The organism is Pseudomonas extremorientalis, from assembly GCF_001870465.1.
GTDB lineage: Bacteria > Pseudomonadota > Gammaproteobacteria > Pseudomonadales > Pseudomonadaceae > Aquipseudomonas > Aquipseudomonas extremorientalis.
The window spans coordinates 189,322-206,172 of sequence record NZ_MDGK01000037.1 but is presented as its reverse complement, the minus strand read 5'-3'; the positions used below and the strand labels follow the sequence as shown (position 1 = coordinate 206,172).

Genomic DNA, 16,851 nt, shown 5'->3' with positions numbered 1-16,851 from the left:
ACGCTTGCCAGCCAGTCCTAACGGTTACAGGAGGCCAGTGACAGATGTACCACGGGGAACGATTCAACGCCTGGAGCCATTTGCTCGGTGCAGTCGCGGCGTGTATTGGCGCCGTGTGGATGTTGGTGGTGGCGAGCCTGGACGGCAGCCCCTGGAAGATCGTCAGCGTGGCGATCTATGGCTTTACCTTGATGGTGCTGTACAGCGCGTCCACCGTGTACCACAGCGTGCAGGGGCGGCGAAAAGAGATCATGCAGAAGGTCGATCACTTTTCGATCTATCTGTTGATCGCCGGCAGCTACACGCCATTTTGCCTGGTGACCCTGCGCGGGCCGTGGGGCTGGACGCTGTTCGGGATTGTGTGGGGGTTGGCGGTGATCGGGATTTTGCAGGAGATCAAGCCGCGCTCGGAGGCGCGCATCCTGTCGATCGTGATCTATGCGGTGATGGGCTGGATCGTGCTGGTGGCGGTCAAGCCGTTGCTGGCAGCATTGGGGACGGCCGGGTTTATCTGGCTGGCCTCGGGCGGGGTGTTGTACACCGTCGGCATTATCTTTTTTGCCTTGGAGGATCGCCTGCGGCATTCCCATGGCATCTGGCATTTGTTTGTGATCGGCGGCAGCCTCCTGCATTTTGTGGCGATCATGCATTACGTCTTATAGCCGCTCCAGAAGCTCCCTGGCACGGTGGCCAAAAATCTCCAGCAGATTGGCCAACATATGCGGCGGCGCCTCGTCGGCGCGGGTCAGGGCGTACAGGTTGATTGGCAGCGGCGGGGTCAGGGGGCGGATGCAGGTCGTGGTTGTCGACGCGCCCAGCGCGGTGAAGGGGTCGATCACCGTCAGACCCGCGCCGGATTCCACCATGGCGCGGGCCAGGGAATAGGTTTGCACCGAGATCGTCACCCTGGGCGGTGGGTCGACGTTTTCGAGGTAGCTGTCGAGCTTCGCCGCCAATGGGTCGGCGCTGGAGAGGCCGATCAGCGGTGCGCCTGCCAGGTCAGCCAACGGCAAGGGCTGGCTCAGTTCGGCTGGCGGCCAATAGCCTTTGGACGCCAATGCCACCAGCACACCGCCCGCCAGCACCTGCGTGGTCAACCCCGGATGGCCGGAAAAGTTGAGCGTCAGCGCCAGGTCAATCTCACGCATCAGCAGCTTCTGCACCAGCTCGCGGCTATGGTCGCTGGACAGCTCGCAGGTCATGTCCGGGTAATCGTTTTTCCACTGCAGAATCGCCGGCGGCAGCAGCGACAGCGCCAGCGCCGGGATCGCGCCGATGCGCACACTCTGGCCCGGTTCTCGGCGCAAGGCCTTGGCCAGGCGCCGCACACCTTGCAGGCTATCGGTGACTTTCTCCACTTCGCTTTCCAGCGCCAGGGCTTCCGGGGTGGGCAGCAACTTGCCGCGTACCCGCAGGAACAGGGGGAAACCCAACTGCAATTCGGCGTGTTGCAACACTTTGGTCACCGCCGGTTGCGAGACATGCAGCAACTGCGCGGCGGCGCTGACCGAACCGGTCTGGCGAATGGCCTGGAAGATTTCGATATGACGCAAGCGCATGGCAAGTCCATAACCTTTGTTTATAGGTGACCCATCTTTATTCATTGTCGGTGGCCTGTCACCTGCTCTTAGGCTTGAGGCCTCTTGACTCAACGGTGGGCGGCAAAGATGGTGTGCATCATTGGCGGTGGGGTGATTGGTCTGGCCAGCGCATACGCGTTGGTGCGTGCAGGTCATGAGGTGACGGTGATCGATGCACGCGAGACCCTGGGCAGTGAGACCAGCTTCGCCAACGGCGGGCAATTATCCTATCGCTACGTGGCGCCCCTGGCCGATGCTGGCGTGCCGCTGCAAGCCATTGGCTGGTTACTGCGCGGTGACTCGCCGCTGAAACTGCGCCCGCGCCTTGACCCCCGGCAATGGCGTTGGATGGCGGCGTTCCTCGGCGCCTGCCGTGGTTCGGTGAACAAGCGCAATGCCGCGCACCTGTTGCGCCTGGCCTGCCTGAGCCAGGACACCTTGCAGCAGTGGCGCGAGCACGACCACCTGGACGGTTTCGACTGGCGGCGCAACGGCAAGCTGGTGACCTTTCGCAACGCCAGCTCCTTTGAGCATGCCCGCGGCAAGGTCACCGATATCCTGCAACAGCAGGTGCTGTCGGCCGCTGATTGCGCTCGCCTGGAGCCGGCGCTGGCGGGCGGTGGATTTGTCGGCGGGATTTATACACCCAATGAAGAGGTCGCCGATTGTCATGCCTTCTGCCAGCGATTGGCGGCGCGGCTGGAGGCATCGGGGCGTTGCACCTTCTTGTTGGGGCGCAAGGTCACCGGGATCCGCCATGCCGAGGGCGCGGTGCAGGCCATCGAGATCGATGATGAAGTGATGCCGGTCGAACACCTGGTGCTGGCGGCGGGGTATCGCAGCGCCGAGTTGGGCGTGTCGCTGCCGCTGTACCCGCTCAAGGGCTACAGCCTCAGCGTGCCGATTGGCGCTCGGCACCAGGCGCCGAACGTGAGCATCACCGACTATGACCGCAAGATGGTCTACGCACGTATCGGCGAACAACTGCGGGTCGCCGCCATGGTCGATATCGTCGGTTTCGACGCCCGCCTCGAACCCAAGCGCCTGGCGCTGATGAAACGCCAGGCCGTGCAGACGTTTCCGCTGGCGGGGGATTACGCCCACGCAGTGGAATGGGCCGGCATGCGCCCGGCCACCCCGACCGGTGTGCCGCTGATTGGCGCGGGTGTCTACCGCAACCTGTGGCTGAACCTGGGTCACGGCGCACTCGGCTTCACCCTGGCCTGTGGCAGCGGCCAGTTACTGGCCGACTTGATCGGCCGGCGAACGCCTTCCATTGATATGCAGGGCCTTACGCCCCGCGCTGCGTAAAGACTCACAAACCGAAAACCAACGGAGAATAACAATGAAAAAGATCCTGTTGACCGGCTGCACCCTGGGGCTTTTGCTGGGCGCGCAGGCCCATGCCAATCAAACGCCGCTGGACGGTACGCTGGGCAAGATTGCCGACGCCAAGTCCATCACCTTGGGCTATCGCGATGCGTCGGTACCGTTTTCCTACGTGGGGGATAACAGTGGCAAACCCATGGGCTATTCGGTGGAGTTGGCGAACAAGATCGTCGAGCGCATCCAACAGAAAACCGGGGTGGCCAAGCTCACTGTGAAGTACAACCTGGTGACGTCTCAGACTCGTATTCCGCTGGTGCAGAACGGTACCGTCGACCTGGAGTGTGGCTCCACCGGGGTGACCGCCGAGCGCCAGAAGCAAGTAGCGTTCTCCTACGGGTTTATCTATGTGAAGGGGCAGTTGCTCACGGCAAAAGACAGTGGCATCCAAGGCTTTGCGGACCTTGCAGGCAAGAACGTGGTGACCACGGCCGGCACCACCAACGAGCGTTTCCTCAAAAGCTACAACGCCGAGCACAAGGCCAATATGTTCGTGATCAGCGCCAAGGACCATGGCGAAGCCTTCAAGATGCTTGAGACTGGCCGCGCGGCGGCGTTCTACATGGACGACGCGTTGCTCTACGGCGAACGCGCCAAGGCAAAGGACCCGCACAACTGGGTGGTGGTGGGCGAGGAGCAATCCCGGGAAATCTACAGCTGCATGGTGCGCAAGGACGACCCGCAGTTCCTGGCGGTGGTCAACGAGACGCTCGCAGACCTGTACCGCAGCGGCGAGATCAATGGGATTTACCAGCGCTGGTTCGAACAGCCGATTCCACCCAAGGGCCTGAACCTGGAATTCCCGATGACCAGCGAGTTGAAGGCGATCATTGCCCAGCCGATCAGCGATCCGGTGGAGTAACCCTAGAAGTCGCCCCACAACTGCTGGGCGACGGCCAGCGCCACTACCGGCGCCGTCTCGGTACGCAACACCCGCGGGCCGAGGCGGGCGGCGTGGTAGCCGGCGCCTTGGGCGGTTTCGACTTCATGGTCGGTCAAGCCGCCCTCGGGGCCGATCAGAAAGGCCAGGCTGGCAGGCTTGGCATGGCTGATCATCGGCTCGGCCACCGGGTGCAGCACCAGCTTCAACTGCGCCTCGGTCTGCTTCAACCAGTCTGCCAGCAGCAGCGGCGGGTGGATCGCCGGCACCGTCGAACGCCCGCATTGTTCACAGGCGCTGATCGCCACCTGGCGCCAGTGCAGCAGGCGTTTGTCGGCACGCTCGTCCTTGAGGCGCACTTCGCAGCGCTCGCTGAAAATCGGCGTAATCGCATTGACGCCCAGTTCGGTGGCTTTCTGGATCGCCCAGTCCATACGCTCGCCCCGGGACAAGCCCTGGCCGAGGTGGATATGCAGCGGTGATTCGGCCTGGCCTGCGAAGCACTCTGTCAGTTGCACAGTGACGCGTTTCTTGCCGACTTCCAGCAGCGTGCCCAGGAACTCCTGGCCGGAGCCGTCGAACAATTGCACGGCATCGCCTTCGCCCATGCGCAGCACGCGGCTGATGTAGTGCGCCTGGGCTTCGGGCAGTTCGTGGTCGCCGATGCTCAGCGGGGTGTCGGTGAAAAAGCGGGACAGTCTCATTTCTGTTCTCTGGAAAAGGAGTGCGGGCAATCAGCCCGGATCACGGAAGCCTGGGTGGAAGTCTTTTGGCACCGCCACACTGACTGTGCTGTTGGTGGCGATATCGATGCCTTCGCTGGCGACCTCGGCGAGGAAGTCGATCTGCTCCGGGGTAATCACATAGGGCGGCAGGAAGTACACCACACTGCCCAGCGGCCGCAACAGCGCACCGCGCTCCAGGGCATGCTCGAATACCTTCAAGCCACGGCGTTCCTGCCACGGGTAGGCGGTCTTGGTGGCTTTGTCCTGGACCATCTCGATGGCCAGCACCATGCCGGTCTGGCGTACTTCCGAGACGTGAGGGTGGTCCACCAGGTGCTCAGTGGCAGTGGCCATGCGCTGGGCCAGGGCCTTGTTGTTCTCGATGACGTTGTCTTCTTCAAAGATATCCAGGGTCGCCAGTGCTGCCGCACACGCCAGCGGGTTGCCGGTGTAGCTGTGAGAGTGCAGGAAGGCGCGCAGGGTGGGGTAGTCGTCGTAGAACGCGCTGTACACGTCTTCGGTGGTGACCACGGCTGCCAGCGGCAGGTAGCCGCCGGTGAGCGCCTTGGACAGGCACAGGAAGTCCGGGCGGATACCGGCTTGCTCGCAGGCGAACATACTGCCGGTACGGCCGAAGCCAACAGCGATTTCGTCGTGGATCAAGTGCACGCCGTAACGGTCGCAGGCTTCGCGCAATAGTTTGAGGTAAACCGGGTGGTACATGCGCATGCCGCCAGCGCCCTGGATCAACGGTTCGATAATCACAGCGGCCACGGTGTCGTGGTGCTCGGCGAGGGTCTGTTCCATCACCCGGGCCATCGTGCGCGAGTGGTCTTCCCAGCTCACGCCTTCGGGGCGCAGGTAACAGTCCGGGCTCGGCACCTTGATGGTGTCGAGCAACAGCGCCTTGTAGGTCTCGGTAAACAGCGGCACATCGCCCACCGACATCGCGGCGATGGTTTCGCCGTGGTAGCTGTTGGTCAGGGTGACGAAGCGCTTCTTGTTCGGCAGGCCGCGGTTGAGCCAATAGTGGAAGCTCATTTTCAGCGCGACTTCGATGCACGACGAGCCGTTGTCGGCATAGAAGCACCGGGTCAGGCCTTCGGGCGTCATCGCCACCAGACGCTCGGACAGCTCGATCACCGGCTGGTGGCTGAAACCGGCGAGGATCACGTGTTCCAGTTGATCGACCTGGTCCTTGATGCGCTGGTTGATGCGCGGGTTGGCGTGGCCGAACACGTTGACCCACCAGGAGCTGACGGCGTCGAGGTAACGCTTGCCTTCGAAGTCTTCCAGCCATACGCCTTCACCGCGCTTGATCGGGATCAGCGGCAGTTGCTGGTGGTCTTTCATCTGGGTGCAGGGATGCCACAGCACGGCAAGGTCGCGTTGCATCCACTGGTTGTTCAAGCCCATCGGTGATCTCCTCGAAGCGGTCCTGCGGCCGGCGCAGGTGAAACAATCGCGCAAGCCTATGCAATGGGCGGCTGTGTCACAAGCCATTACCGGTGAATTCGCAGTAAACGCGAGACGGTCTGTCACGTTTCTTAGGAATAGTCCTTAATCCATTGTTAACGTACTGTGCATAACCTCTTGATCGTATTTCTCGATATTTCAAAGCGAAATTTTCCGCTTTAATTCGATAGGTAAATCGCTAGTCTTGGGCACAGTTCTTACGGGATTAAGTACATGCAGCTACGCAATTCACCGGCCCGCTATGGTTGGGTCAGCATGGTTTTGCACTGGGGCGTGGCCCTGGTGGTGTTTGGCTTGTTCGCCCTGGGCCTGTGGATGGTCGGTCTCGACTACTACAGCTCCTGGCGCAAAGAAGCGCCGGACCTGCACAAGAGCATTGGCATCACGCTGTTCGCCATCATGCTGGTGCGTATCGTCTGGCGCCTGGTGAGCCCGCCGCCGCCACCGCTGGCCAGTTACAGCCGCATGACCCGTATCGGCGCGGCCTTTGGTCACGCCTTCCTTTATCTCGGGCTGTTTGCCGTGATGATCGCCGGTTACCTGATTTCCACCGCAGACGGTGTCGGTATCCCGGTGTTTGGTCTGTTTGAGATTCCTGCCGTGGTTTCCGGGCTACCGGACCAGGCAGATACCGCCGGCCTTGTGCACCTGTACCTGGCCTGGGTGTTGGTGGTCTTCGCTGGCTTGCACGGCGTGGCTGCATTGAAACACCACTTTATCGATCGTGATGCGACCCTCACGCGAATGCTGGGGCGCAAAGCCTGATGTTCAACCTCGACTCACAAGGAATAGAAAGCATGTTGAAAAAGACCCTCGCTGCTCTGGCAATCGGTACTGCCCTGCTGTCCGCAGGCCAGGTGATGGCTGCTGACTACAAGATCGACAAAGAAGGCCAGCACGCCTTCATCGACTGGAAAATCAGCCACCTGGGCTACAGCTACATTCACGGTACCTTCAAGGACTGGGACGGCACCTTCAGCTGGGATGCCGCCAAGCCAGAGGCCAGCAAAATCGCGGTCGATGTGAAGACCGCCAGCCTGTGGTCCAACCACGCAGAGCGTGACAAGCACATCGCCAGCAAAGACTTCCTGGACGTTGCCAAGTTTGCCGACGCCAAGTTTGTGTCCACCGCAGTCAAGCCCACTGGCGAAAAAACCGCTGACGTAACCGGCGACCTGACCTTCCACGGCGTGACCAAGCCTGTGACCTTCAAGGCCACTTTCAACGGTGAAGGCAAGGATCCATGGGGCGGCGAACGTGCCGGCTTCAATGCCAAGACCACCGTCAACCTGAACGACTTCGGTATCAAAGGCCCAGGCCCGTCCTCGCAGACAGTGGACCTGGACATCTCGCTGGAAGGTGTTAAGCAGAAGTAATTTCTGCCCGCACAAAAAAGCCCCGCATCGAAAGATGCGGGGCTTTTTTAGGGGGCTATAAAACTCAGCGATTGCGTGTCAGCAGCGCTGGCTTCTCACCACGAGGACGGCCTGGCAACTGATCCAGTTGCTCCGGTGTCGGGAAGCGATCTACTTTCGACTCCTTGTGGATGATCTTCGGCGCCGGGCCACCGCGCGGGTTCTGCACAGCCGGTTCGGACAAGCGAGGCTGGTCGTCACGGGCCGGGCGGCGGTTGTTGTTGCGCGAGTCTTCGCGACGGGCCTGGCCGTCACGGGGTGCGCCATTGCGCGGGCCATTGCGCTTGGCAGGCGGCGTACCGGTGGTACCGCCGCTGCTGTTGCGAGGGCCATTCTGACGGCCGCCCTGTGGCTGGCCGCCACGTGGAGCGCCTGCACCCGCGCCTTGCGCCGGAGCACCAGGGCGACGGCCACGGCCTTGGGCCGGTTTGGCCTGGGGCACGTAGTCAACGCGGTTACCGAAGTTATCCACATCGTCGTCGAGGAACTCGTCCGGAGCACGGTCGGCAGCAGCGCGTGGCGGCTGGCTCGGCTGGCGCTGTTCGCGGGCCGGGGTGCCTTCGCGGGGCTTCTGCTCACGGGCCGGGCGTTCGCCACGGCCGCTGGTGGCGGATTTTTCCTTGCCCTTGTCCTTGCCCTTGTCGCGACGACCACCGCCACCCCCGCCGCCGTTCGGGCCATCGCCCTTCGGACCGCGTGGGTTGCGTGGGTTGCGCACGTCCGGGCGCTCGCGCGCTTCTGGCTTTTCGGCCTCCACGGCGCTGGCATCGAAGCCCATCAGGTCGCCATCGGCGATTTTCTGCTTGGTCATGCGCTCGATGCTTTTCAGCAGTTTTTCTTCGTCCGGCGCGACCAGGGAGATGGCCTCGCCCGAACGACCGGCACGGCCGGTACGGCCGATACGGTGTACGTAGTCTTCATCGACGTTCGGCAGCTCGAAGTTGACCACGTGCGGCAGTTGGTCGATATCCAGGCCGCGAGCGGCGATATCGGTGGCCACCAGGATGCGCACCGAGCCGGCCTTGAAATCAGCCAGGGCCTTGGTGCGCGCGTTCTGGCTCTTGTTGCCGTGGATGGCGACGGCGGTGAGGCCGTGCTTGTCCAGGTACTCGGCCAGGCGGTTGGCGCCGTGCTTGGTGCGGGTGAACACCAGCACCTGTTCCCAGGCGCCTGCGGTGATCAGGTGCGCCAGCAGCGCACGCTTGTGGCTGGCGGCCAGGCGGAAGACGCGTTGCTCGATACGCTCGACCGTGGTGTTCGGCGGCGTGACTTCGATGCGCTCCGGGTTGTGCAACAGCTTGCCGGCCAGGGCGGTGATGTCCTGGGAGAACGTGGCCGAGAACAGCAGGTTCTGGCGTTTGGCCGGCAGGCGGGCGAGGACCTTTTTCACGTCATGGACAAAGCCCATGTCGAGCATGCGATCGGCTTCGTCCAGCACGAGGATTTCCACGTGGGACAAGTCGACGCTGCCTTGGCCGCACAGGTCGAGCAAACGACCGGGGCAGGCCACCAGCACGTCGACGCCACGGGACATGGCCTGAACCTGTGGGTTCATGCCGACGCCGCCGAAGATGCAGGCGCTGACGAACTTCAGGTCGCGGGCATACAGCTTGAAGCTGTCATGCACCTGGGCGGCGAGTTCGCGGGTTGGGGTCAGGACCAGTACACGCGGTTGGCGTGGGCCGTGACGCTGGGATTTGTCCGGATGACCGTTGGGGAACAACCGCTCCAGAATCGGGAGGGCGAAACCGCCGGTTTTACCCGTACCTGTCTGAGCCGCAACCATCAGGTCGCGGCCTTGCAACACGGCGGGAATGGCCCGCTGTTGCACCGGAGTAGGCTCGGTATAGCCCGCTGCCTCGATGGCGCGGACTAAAGCCTCGGAGAGACCGAGGGAAGCAAAGGACATGAGTAATCCTGTTTTAGTTAGGGCTTGGCCCAAAGGGATAATCTTGCCGGGCGTGAATGGCGCTTAGAGGAGCGCAACCCCGTCCGGTCCTGCTGCGTCTGGCGTGCACTCCACCGGCTCGCGCGGGCTGAAAGCTGCGCTGTAGCGGGGTTGGCTGCCTTTTTCAAGACCTCAGCGGCCGGGCGTGAGCCTGGCGGAAAGGCAGGAGTATAACAGAGCAATCACGGCGCGCTGCTTTCCTGCTGCTCAACGGTGTGTTCAGAGGCCGTAATGGCCTGGATTCCACCATATTTGGCACTCAAGGCGCTATAGGCCGGCTCCTGCTTGAAACGTTTGAGCTCGGCGGCAAAGCGCTGTACCAGGAGGTCCATGCCTGCACCACGGCGTACCGCGAGGAATTGCTGCTGGCGGCTGACCACGGCCGGTGCCTGGCTGACCTTGCCTTCCAGGCCCAGCGCCTTGATCACATGCTGGCCCACTCGACGGTCGGTGATCACCAGGTCGATGCGTCCCAGCATCAATTTGCCAAAGTTGGCCTCATGGCTCGGTGCCGGTTCGCGGTTGAACAGACTGGAGTCGCTGAACGCCGCGCCGTACAGGTAGCCCGGCGACGTGCCGACGGTCAGGCCGCTCAGGTCTTCGAGGCTTTGCACTGGGTGGGGTCGCTCATTGGCGTAGAACAGCGTGAACTCCACTTCGGACAACGGCTCACTGGGGTATAGCAGCAAGGCGTCGCGCTCATGGCTGTGGAAAATATCCAAAGCGCCATCGGCATGGCCTTGGTCCAGCATGGCCAGGCAGCGCTTCCAGGGCAGGAACTGCCATTCCACATCTACGCCCAGGCGCTGGAACACAATCACTGTGGTTTCATAATCCAGCCCCCGCATGCTGCCCTGGTCCTCATACACGTAGGGCGCCCAGGGCTCGGTGACAATGCGCAGTTTCTCGCCATAAGCGGCGAGGCTCAAGCAAGTGAAGAGGGCAGCAGTCAACAACTTCAGAATGACGGGCATGCCCTGAGGTTACGACGCTCCCGCACTAAAGAGAAGCTCTGGCACGCGCATCTGCGGGCAGTGCTATTTTCCCTCTGAGGTCATGAGGTGTTCGTAGATGGCTGCGCGCCGTTCGCCCAGAATCAGGCGCACCAGGGGGTTGGCGAACCAGTGTTCCAGTTGATGGGCGTCGACGGGGCATTTCTGGCGCTCTTCCTGGTTCTGCCGCGCCTTGTCCCACCAAACCTGGCCACAGGCCTGGTCGAATTCGTTTTCGTGCTCGTAGCAACCGTAGAGAATCTCGCGGATGAACTGCTGCTTGCGTTTGGGCAGCGCGAGGGTGATCAGCTTGTACATGAGGCGTTGCAGGCGCGGCGGGCGCGGTAGGTGCGCGGAAACCTTGCGGGTATCGGCCAGTGCCTGCGGGCTGATCGGGGCGGTAGCATGTTTGCTGATCCACGCCCTGACCTTGGCGCGAAACAGCTGCTTGCGGCTCCAATAGTGGTGGATCAGGTCGGGACACTGGCGCACGTTGACCTTGCGGTACGCGGCAACCGACAGGCAGAACTCTTCCAGGGTGTAGGCACCGTGAGCCATTGGGAACAGCTCGTCCATCAGTTCTATCGAATGATCCAGCAGGTGCGCATCCTGCCGTGCCAGGCCCATGACGCCGGAGTTGAGCAGGTACATATCGTTGTCGGCCAGGCCTTTTTGCTCCAAGTGCGGGGCCAGGGCTTCATACAGCACGCTCTCACGGTTATCGCCGTATTTGGCGTGGAAGGCATTGCACAGCAAGGTGCCGGGGGCAACGCGCTCGAACAGCGCCATGGGCGAGTCGTGGAAAAACGTGTCGGTGTCGATGAGCAGCGCCCGTTCTGCGGTTTCCAGCACTTGGCGCAACAGCACATGCTTGGTGCGGAAATGGTAGCCGTGGGGTTCGCTCCAGTGCTTGCGGGTGGCTTCGTCAAGTGTGTGGACCTGCACCGGCAGGTCAACGTAGGGCGTCGGGTTGTCGCTGAACACCTGGATGTCCAGGGGCATGTCCTGCGTGCCGCCCAGATGCGCGAGTGCGCTGGCGATACTGAATACGGCTTCCTGATGGTAGGTCTCGGCGCCGAAGACCAGGTAGACCAGTTGCGGGCGAGGTGTCGGGGACGCTGTATTCATGTACTGCTGGCTTCCATTCCGGGAATGTATGGACAAAAAAAGCCCTCGTGTAAACGAGGGCCTGGATGCTGCTTGAACGACCTCAGCGCGGCAGCTTGAGGTTGTTCCAGATGGCCAGGCTCGGCTCAGCCTGGTTAAGGGTATAGAAGTGCAGCCCGGGTGCGCCACCTTGCAACAATTCTTCACACATATTGCTGATTACCTGTTCGCCGAACGCCTGGATGCTCTTGACGTCGTCGCCATAGGCTTCCAGCTGTTTGCGCACCCAGCGTGGGATCTCGGCACCGCAAGCATCGGAGAAACGCGCCAGCTTGCTGTAGTTGGTGATCGGCATGATGCCCGGCACGATCGGGATGTTCACGCCCATGGCCCGTACACGCTCGACGAAGTAGAAGTAGCTGTCGGCGTTAAAGAAGTACTGGGTGATCGCACTGTCGGCGCCAGCGTTGGCCTTGCGCACGAAGTTCTGCAGGTCGTCTTCGAAATTGCGTGCTTGTGGATGCATCTCCGGGTAAGCCGCGACTTCGATATGAAAGTGGTCGCCGGTTTCTTCACGAATGAAACTCACCAGGTCATTGGCGTAGCGCAGCTCGCCGCTGGCCATGCCCATGCCGGACGGCAGGTCGCCACGCAGGGCGACGATGCGCTTGATACCAGCAGCTTTGTACTGGGTCAGCAGGCCGCGCAGGTCGGCCTTGCTGTCGCCCACGCATGACAAATGCGGAGCGGCGGGAACTTTGACTTGGCTTTCCAGCTGCAACACGGTGTTGATCGTGCGGTCACGGGTCGAGCCGCCAGCGCCGTAGGTGCAGGAGAAGAAGTCCGGGTTGTAGCTGGCCAACTGCGTGGCAGTCGCCATCAGTTTTTCATGCCCAGCATCGGTCTTGGTCGGGAAGAACTCGAAGCTGTAGCGACGGTCTTGGGACATGGTAATAACCCTTTGAAACTCAGATACCGGAAGTCATGCACCGATTTAATGTGGGAGGGGACTTGCCCCCGATGAGGGTGTGTCAGTCGACATATCTGTTAACTGGCATTTCGTTATCGGGGGCAAGTCGAATCGTCGCACCGCCCCTCCCACATTAAAGGCCCGCCCTCACAAGGAGAGCGGGTGGTAAGCAAATCAGTAGCGGTAAGCGTGCGGCTTGAACGGACCTTCAACGGTCACGCCGATGTAGTCGGCCTGGGTCTTGGTCAGTCGAGTTACCACGCCGCCGAAGCCGCGGACCATTTCCAGGGCCACTTCTTCGTCGAGTTTCTTCGGCAGTACTTCCACGGTCAGGCGCTCGGCTTTCTGGGCAGGCGACAGGTCGGCGTACTTCTGGCCGAACAGGAAGATCTGGGCCAGTACCTGGTTGGCGAACGAGCCATCCATGATGCGGCTTGGGTGGCCGGTAGCGTTGCCCAGGTTAACCAGGCGGCCTTCAGCCAGCAGGATCAGGTAGTCGTCGTTCTGTGGGTCGAAATCACCCGGGCCGGTACGGTGAACCTTGTGCACCTGAGGCTTCACTTCTTCCCATGCCCAGTTCTTGCGCATGAAAGCGGTGTCGATCTCATTGTCGAAGTGACCGATGTTGCAGACCACGGCACGCTTCTTCAGGGCTTTGAGCATGTTCGCGTCGCACACATTCACGTTGCCGGTGGTGGTCACGATCAGGTCGATCTTGCCCAGCAGGGCTTTGTCGATGCTCGCTTCGGTACCGTCGTTCTGACCGTTGATGAACGGCGAAACCACTTCGAAACCGTCCATGCAGGCTTGCATGGCGCAGATCGGGTCGACTTCGGAAACCTTGACGATCATGCCTTCCTGACGCAGGGACTGGGACGAACCCTTGCCCACGTCGCCGTAGCCGATCACCAGGGCTTGCTTGCCCGACAGCAGGTGGTCGGTGCCGCGCTTGATGGCATCGTTCAGGCTGTGACGGCAGCCGTACTTGTTATCGTTCTTGCTCTTGGTCACCGAATCGTTGACGTTGATGGCCGGGATTTTCAGCTCGCCCTTGGCCAGCATGTCCAGCAGGCGGTGTACGCCGGTGGTGGTTTCTTCGGTCACACCGTGGACGCGGTCGAGGACCTGCGGATACTTCTTGTGCAGCAGCTCGGTCAGGTCGCCGCCGTCGTCGAGGATCATGTTGGCATCCCAAGGCGCGCCATCTTTGAGGATGGTTTGCTCCAGGCACCACTCGTACTCTTCTTCGGTCTCGCCTTTCCAGGCGAACACCGGGATACCGGCGGCAGCAATTGCGGCAGCGGCCTGGTCTTGAGTCGAGAAGATGTTGCAGGACGACCAGCGCACTTCGGCACCCAGGGCAACCAGGGTTTCGATCAGCACGGCAGTCTGGATAGTCATGTGGATGCAGCCGAGGATCTTCGCGCCCTTGAGCGGCTGCTCAGCGGCGTACTTGCGACGCAGGCCCATCAGGGCAGGCATTTCGGATTCGGCGATAAAGGTTTCGCGACGGCCCCAGGCAGCGAGGGACATGTCGGCGACTTTGTAGTCGTTGAAATCTGCAGGCGTGTTGACAGCGCTCATGAAGAGCCTCCATTCGTAGTGTGCGAATGGGCGCCGTTGTGCGTTTAGTATCAGGCCAGGTAGACCAGGCCGGACAACGCCCCATCCGAGCCTGACAGGTTGAACCTGCTGCAGCGCCCCTCGGACAGGTGGCGGGAGAACGGTATCAACCGAAGATAACCGTTTTGAAGCGGGGGCGATTATAGCCGTGTGCGCCAGACTTCCCAAGCCTTTCTGTCGGCCATATGAAGATCGCTCATGGGGTTGATAGGCAATGGCGCGTAGAGCTTGGGGCGGGCGTCTGCCATGATGTTGCCCATCATTGGGCAACACGCTTTGGAGTGAACATGAACTTCCACACCCGCAAATGGGTAAAACCCGAAGACCTCAACCCCAACGGCACCCTGTTCGGCGGCAGCCTGCTGCGCTGGATCGACGAAGAAGCGGCCATCTACGCCATTGTTCAACTGGGCAACCAACGCGTCGTCACCAAGTACATCTCCGAAATCAACTTCGTCAGCGCCTCGCGCCAGGGCGACATCATCGAACTGGGCATCACCGCCACTGCGTTCGGTCGCACCTCCATCACCCTGACCTGTGAAGTGCGCAACAAGATCACCCGCAGTAGCATTCTCACCGTGGAAAAAATGGTCTTCGTCAACCTTGGTGAAGATGGCCTGCCAGCGCCTCATGGCCGCACTGAGATCAGGTATGTGAAGGACCAGTTCAAGGACGACATGCCTCCACAGTAATCGCGGACCGGGTCGATTTGCTTTACCAAATCATTCCGGATGGACCTGTCCAGGCTCTCGCGTCACTCAGGATGACATCCTGTAGAGAATGGCGCGTATGAATATGAAAGTGTCCAGCTCGCATTCCACTGCTCAGTCTCAGCCGCCGGAGAATGTAGAAAAGAATATAAAGGCATCGCTGGTCAAAGACGTGGGCGAGCGCAAAGTGAGCCTTGAGCGATTCAGCGATGGCCAGGTGGAAGTGGTTTTGTCACCGCCGCCGCTTACGCATCTTGTATTGAGTGGGGGTGGGGCCAAGGGCATTGCTTTCCCGGGCATGGCCCAGGCACTTGAAAACCACAAGGCACTGGTGGGCGTCAAAGTGATCTCCGCGTCCTCCGCGGGCGCGATTTCTGCTGCGTTGCTGGCCAGTGGCCTGGATGCCAAGACCTTTGAAAACCTGTCGAACAGACTCAACCTGGCTGAATTGCTGAACAGCAAGAATCCTTTTATTGCAAAGCTACAGAATGCCAGTACTGAAATTGGAAAATTGGCAGGGCGCTTGTCAGGTACGGCGGGAAATATCGCGCAGTTATTGTTCACCCTGATACCGCGCCTGCAAACCGAAGCGCAGCCCCTGAAAGACCTGATCGGCAATGAGGCGCGCAAGTCGCTGCTGGCGAAGATCGCCGGGACCCGGCGGGTAGACCGGCCCGCCGGCGTCATGAAGATTGCAGACCGGCTCAGTGCCGGGAAAGGACCGACTTTTCGCGACATTGAGGTGTTGAGTCGTCACATTCCTGCAGTCAAGCAGCTCAACATCACGGGAACCGGCCTGTTCGATGGCCGACCGCAGTTGGTGGTGTTCAATGCGAGCACCACACCGGACATGGACATTGCCCGGGCGGCTCTTATATCTGGCTCATTACCTGGGTTGTTCAAAAGCCCGATAGAGCAGGGCCATGCCTTTCAGGAGCACGCTGAGCAAACGGCATTTCTGGATGGTGGACTGCTGGTCAACACGCCGTCTTCTGCGGTGATTGATCCGCCTTTTCCAGAAAGCCCTCTGAGCAAGACCGAGTCACTGGTCGTCAGGTTCGAGTCCGAAAACCCGGAGCCTGCCAAGGCAGGCAGCGTTGTGAGCGGCTTGCTCGATAGGATCATTGGTGTCCCGCATGCGGCTGCCTGGAGGTATCAGGAAGACAAGCTCAAGGCACAAGCGGATCAGACTGTCGTGTTACCGCTGAAATCAGAAAAGGGCGACTTCCGTGGCGTGTTCGGTGGCACGGTCAATTTCACCATGACCGACGATCAGAAGAAGCATCTGCAAGCATCGGCGCGTACGGCGGTAAGCGCGCACCTGGAAAAGCGTGCCGCGTTGCGTGAGCGTTACCAATTCCAGTCATTGGACGACGCTGTGTTGGCCATGGACGACAAAATGCTGGCGAGCGTTGAGAGTTATCTGGAGAAGGATCCCGCCGCCAAGGATGTGCTGATGTTTCGCAAGAGCGCACAGCAAGCAATGCAGGAACTGGATGCCGCCATTACCGAAGCCAATCAGGCCAGTGACAAGCTGACGCTGACTCCCAGGTTGGCGGCGGCGTTGCGTAACCTGGATGCGCTCGCACGTCGTCCCGAGCGGGTCGAGTGGTTGGGACGGCGTCTCAACGCAGCCGGCAGGCCTAATTTTCAGCAGCTTCTGCAAGTGATGAACGGGCAGCCTTCTGGTAACGAAGTGGCGATGTCGAAGGTCATGACGAACGCGGTTGTGCAGATGAACAGGCGTGATGTGGCGGTAAAGGCCGAAAATTTCACGCGGGAAGTCATTTACCCGTCGCTCTATCGGCCTGGCCAGCCGCAGGCCAATATCGAACTGTTGCGGCGTGCCGCCCGTGACTTGGCGGATGCCACCAAGTGATCGACGATATCGTCAAGCACTACAAGTGCGCGCAATAACCCTGGAGTACTCCGATCCGCTCTACCACTGTGGAAGCTGCCAAAGCCTGGCGCATACCAGTTAAATCGTCAGGCCACTGAACAGCCATCGTCGGGGCATGTCGTAGCTACAGGCACCCCTC

Annotated in this window: 14 protein-coding genes, 1 pseudogene and 1 riboswitch; of the genes and pseudogenes, 7 read left to right on the top strand and 8 right to left on the bottom strand. The window is 60.9% G+C overall.

Translation table 11 applies throughout. The features are described 5' to 3' along the window. Positions 1–44 precede the first annotated feature (44 nt). On the top strand, positions 45–662 hold the full coding sequence (gene trhA, locus BFN10_RS15085; RefSeq protein WP_058426584.1) for a PAQR family membrane homeostasis protein TrhA: 618 nt from the start codon (positions 45–47) through the stop codon (positions 660–662). Here the strand turns inward: trhA and BFN10_RS15080 are convergent. Further along, a complete protein-coding gene (locus tag BFN10_RS15080) occupies positions 657–1,559 on the bottom strand; it encodes a LysR family transcriptional regulator (RefSeq protein ID WP_071490350.1) in 903 nt (300 codons plus the stop codon). The two genes, trhA and BFN10_RS15080, sit on opposite strands and share 6 nt — an antisense overlap. Before the next feature lie 84 nt (positions 1,560–1,643). On the opposite strand from BFN10_RS15080, the gene BFN10_RS15075 reads away from it, so the two are divergent. Further along, on the top strand, positions 1,644–2,891 hold the full coding sequence (locus BFN10_RS15075; protein WP_269458749.1) for a D-amino acid dehydrogenase: 1,248 nt from the start codon (positions 1,644–1,646) through the stop codon (positions 2,889–2,891). Positions 2,892–2,925: 34 nt separating this feature from the next. Next, a complete protein-coding gene (locus BFN10_RS15070; protein ID WP_071490348.1) occupies positions 2,926–3,828 on the top strand; it encodes a transporter substrate-binding domain-containing protein in 903 nt (300 codons plus the stop codon). Between the two features lie 2 nt (positions 3,829–3,830). On the opposite strand, the gene BFN10_RS15065 is transcribed toward BFN10_RS15070, so the two are convergent. Both BFN10_RS15065 and BFN10_RS15060 read right to left on the bottom strand, forming a co-directional pair. Next, positions 3,831–4,550 (bottom strand): 16S rRNA (uracil(1498)-N(3))-methyltransferase, encoded by a 720-nt coding sequence (locus tag BFN10_RS15065; protein WP_071490347.1) that lies wholly within the window; start codon positions 4,548–4,550, stop codon positions 3,831–3,833. Between the two features lie 30 nt (positions 4,551–4,580). Then, complete coding sequence (locus BFN10_RS15060; protein WP_071490346.1) at positions 4,581–5,987, bottom strand: adenosylmethionine--8-amino-7-oxononanoate transaminase; 1,407 nt, start codon at positions 5,985–5,987, stop codon at positions 4,581–4,583. A gap of 273 nt (positions 5,988–6,260) precedes the next feature. Between BFN10_RS15060 and BFN10_RS15055 the strand changes: the two genes are divergently transcribed. Then, positions 6,261–6,812: a cytochrome b gene (locus BFN10_RS15055; protein ID WP_071490345.1), complete on the top strand. Its 552-nt coding sequence runs from the start codon at positions 6,261–6,263 to the stop codon at positions 6,810–6,812. A 32-nt stretch (positions 6,813–6,844) separates the two neighbouring features. Then, a complete protein-coding gene (locus BFN10_RS15050) occupies positions 6,845–7,423 on the top strand; it encodes a YceI family protein (RefSeq protein ID WP_071490344.1) in 579 nt (192 codons plus the stop codon). A 64-nt stretch (positions 7,424–7,487) separates the two neighbouring features. Here the strand turns inward: BFN10_RS15050 and rhlE2 are convergent, their stop codons facing one another. The 5 genes from rhlE2 to ahcY form a co-directional block, all read right to left on the bottom strand. Beyond that, the gene (rhlE2, locus tag BFN10_RS15045; RefSeq protein ID WP_071490343.1) at positions 7,488–9,371 is read right to left on the bottom strand and encodes an RNA helicase RhlE2; all 1,884 of its coding nucleotides are present in this window, start codon (positions 9,369–9,371) and stop codon (positions 7,488–7,490) included. 221 nt (positions 9,372–9,592) lie between these two features. Beyond that, on the bottom strand, positions 9,593–10,384 hold the full coding sequence (locus tag BFN10_RS15040; RefSeq protein ID WP_071490342.1) for a substrate-binding periplasmic protein: 792 nt from the start codon (positions 10,382–10,384) through the stop codon (positions 9,593–9,595). 63 nt (positions 10,385–10,447) lie between these two features. After that, positions 10,448–11,530, bottom strand: coding sequence for a hypothetical protein (locus BFN10_RS15035; RefSeq protein WP_071490341.1), 1,083 nt, complete (start codon positions 11,528–11,530; stop codon positions 10,448–10,450). 82 nt (positions 11,531–11,612) lie between these two features. Next, positions 11,613–12,458: a methylenetetrahydrofolate reductase [NAD(P)H] gene (metF, locus tag BFN10_RS15030; RefSeq protein ID WP_071490340.1), complete on the bottom strand. Its 846-nt coding sequence runs from the start codon at positions 12,456–12,458 to the stop codon at positions 11,613–11,615. 195 nt (positions 12,459–12,653) lie between these two features. Then, positions 12,654–14,063 carry an adenosylhomocysteinase gene (gene ahcY, locus BFN10_RS15025; RefSeq protein ID WP_071490339.1) on the bottom strand — a complete coding sequence of 470 codons (1,410 nt, stop codon included), beginning with the start codon at positions 14,061–14,063 and terminating at the stop codon, positions 12,654–12,656. 21 nt (positions 14,064–14,084) lie between these two features. Continuing rightward, positions 14,085–14,191, bottom strand: a riboswitch (S-adenosyl-L-homocysteine riboswitch). 198 nt (positions 14,192–14,389) lie between these two features. On the opposite strand from ahcY, the gene BFN10_RS15020 reads away from it, so the two are divergent. Together BFN10_RS15020 and BFN10_RS15015 are read left to right on the top strand one after the other, a co-directional pair. Then, positions 14,390–14,794, top strand: coding sequence for an acyl-CoA thioesterase (locus tag BFN10_RS15020; RefSeq protein WP_071490338.1), 405 nt, complete (start codon positions 14,390–14,392; stop codon positions 14,792–14,794). A gap of 103 nt (positions 14,795–14,897) precedes the next feature. Beyond that, positions 14,898–16,810: pseudogene (locus BFN10_RS15015) on the top strand (patatin-like phospholipase family protein). The last annotated feature ends 41 nt before the right edge of the window (positions 16,811–16,851 follow it).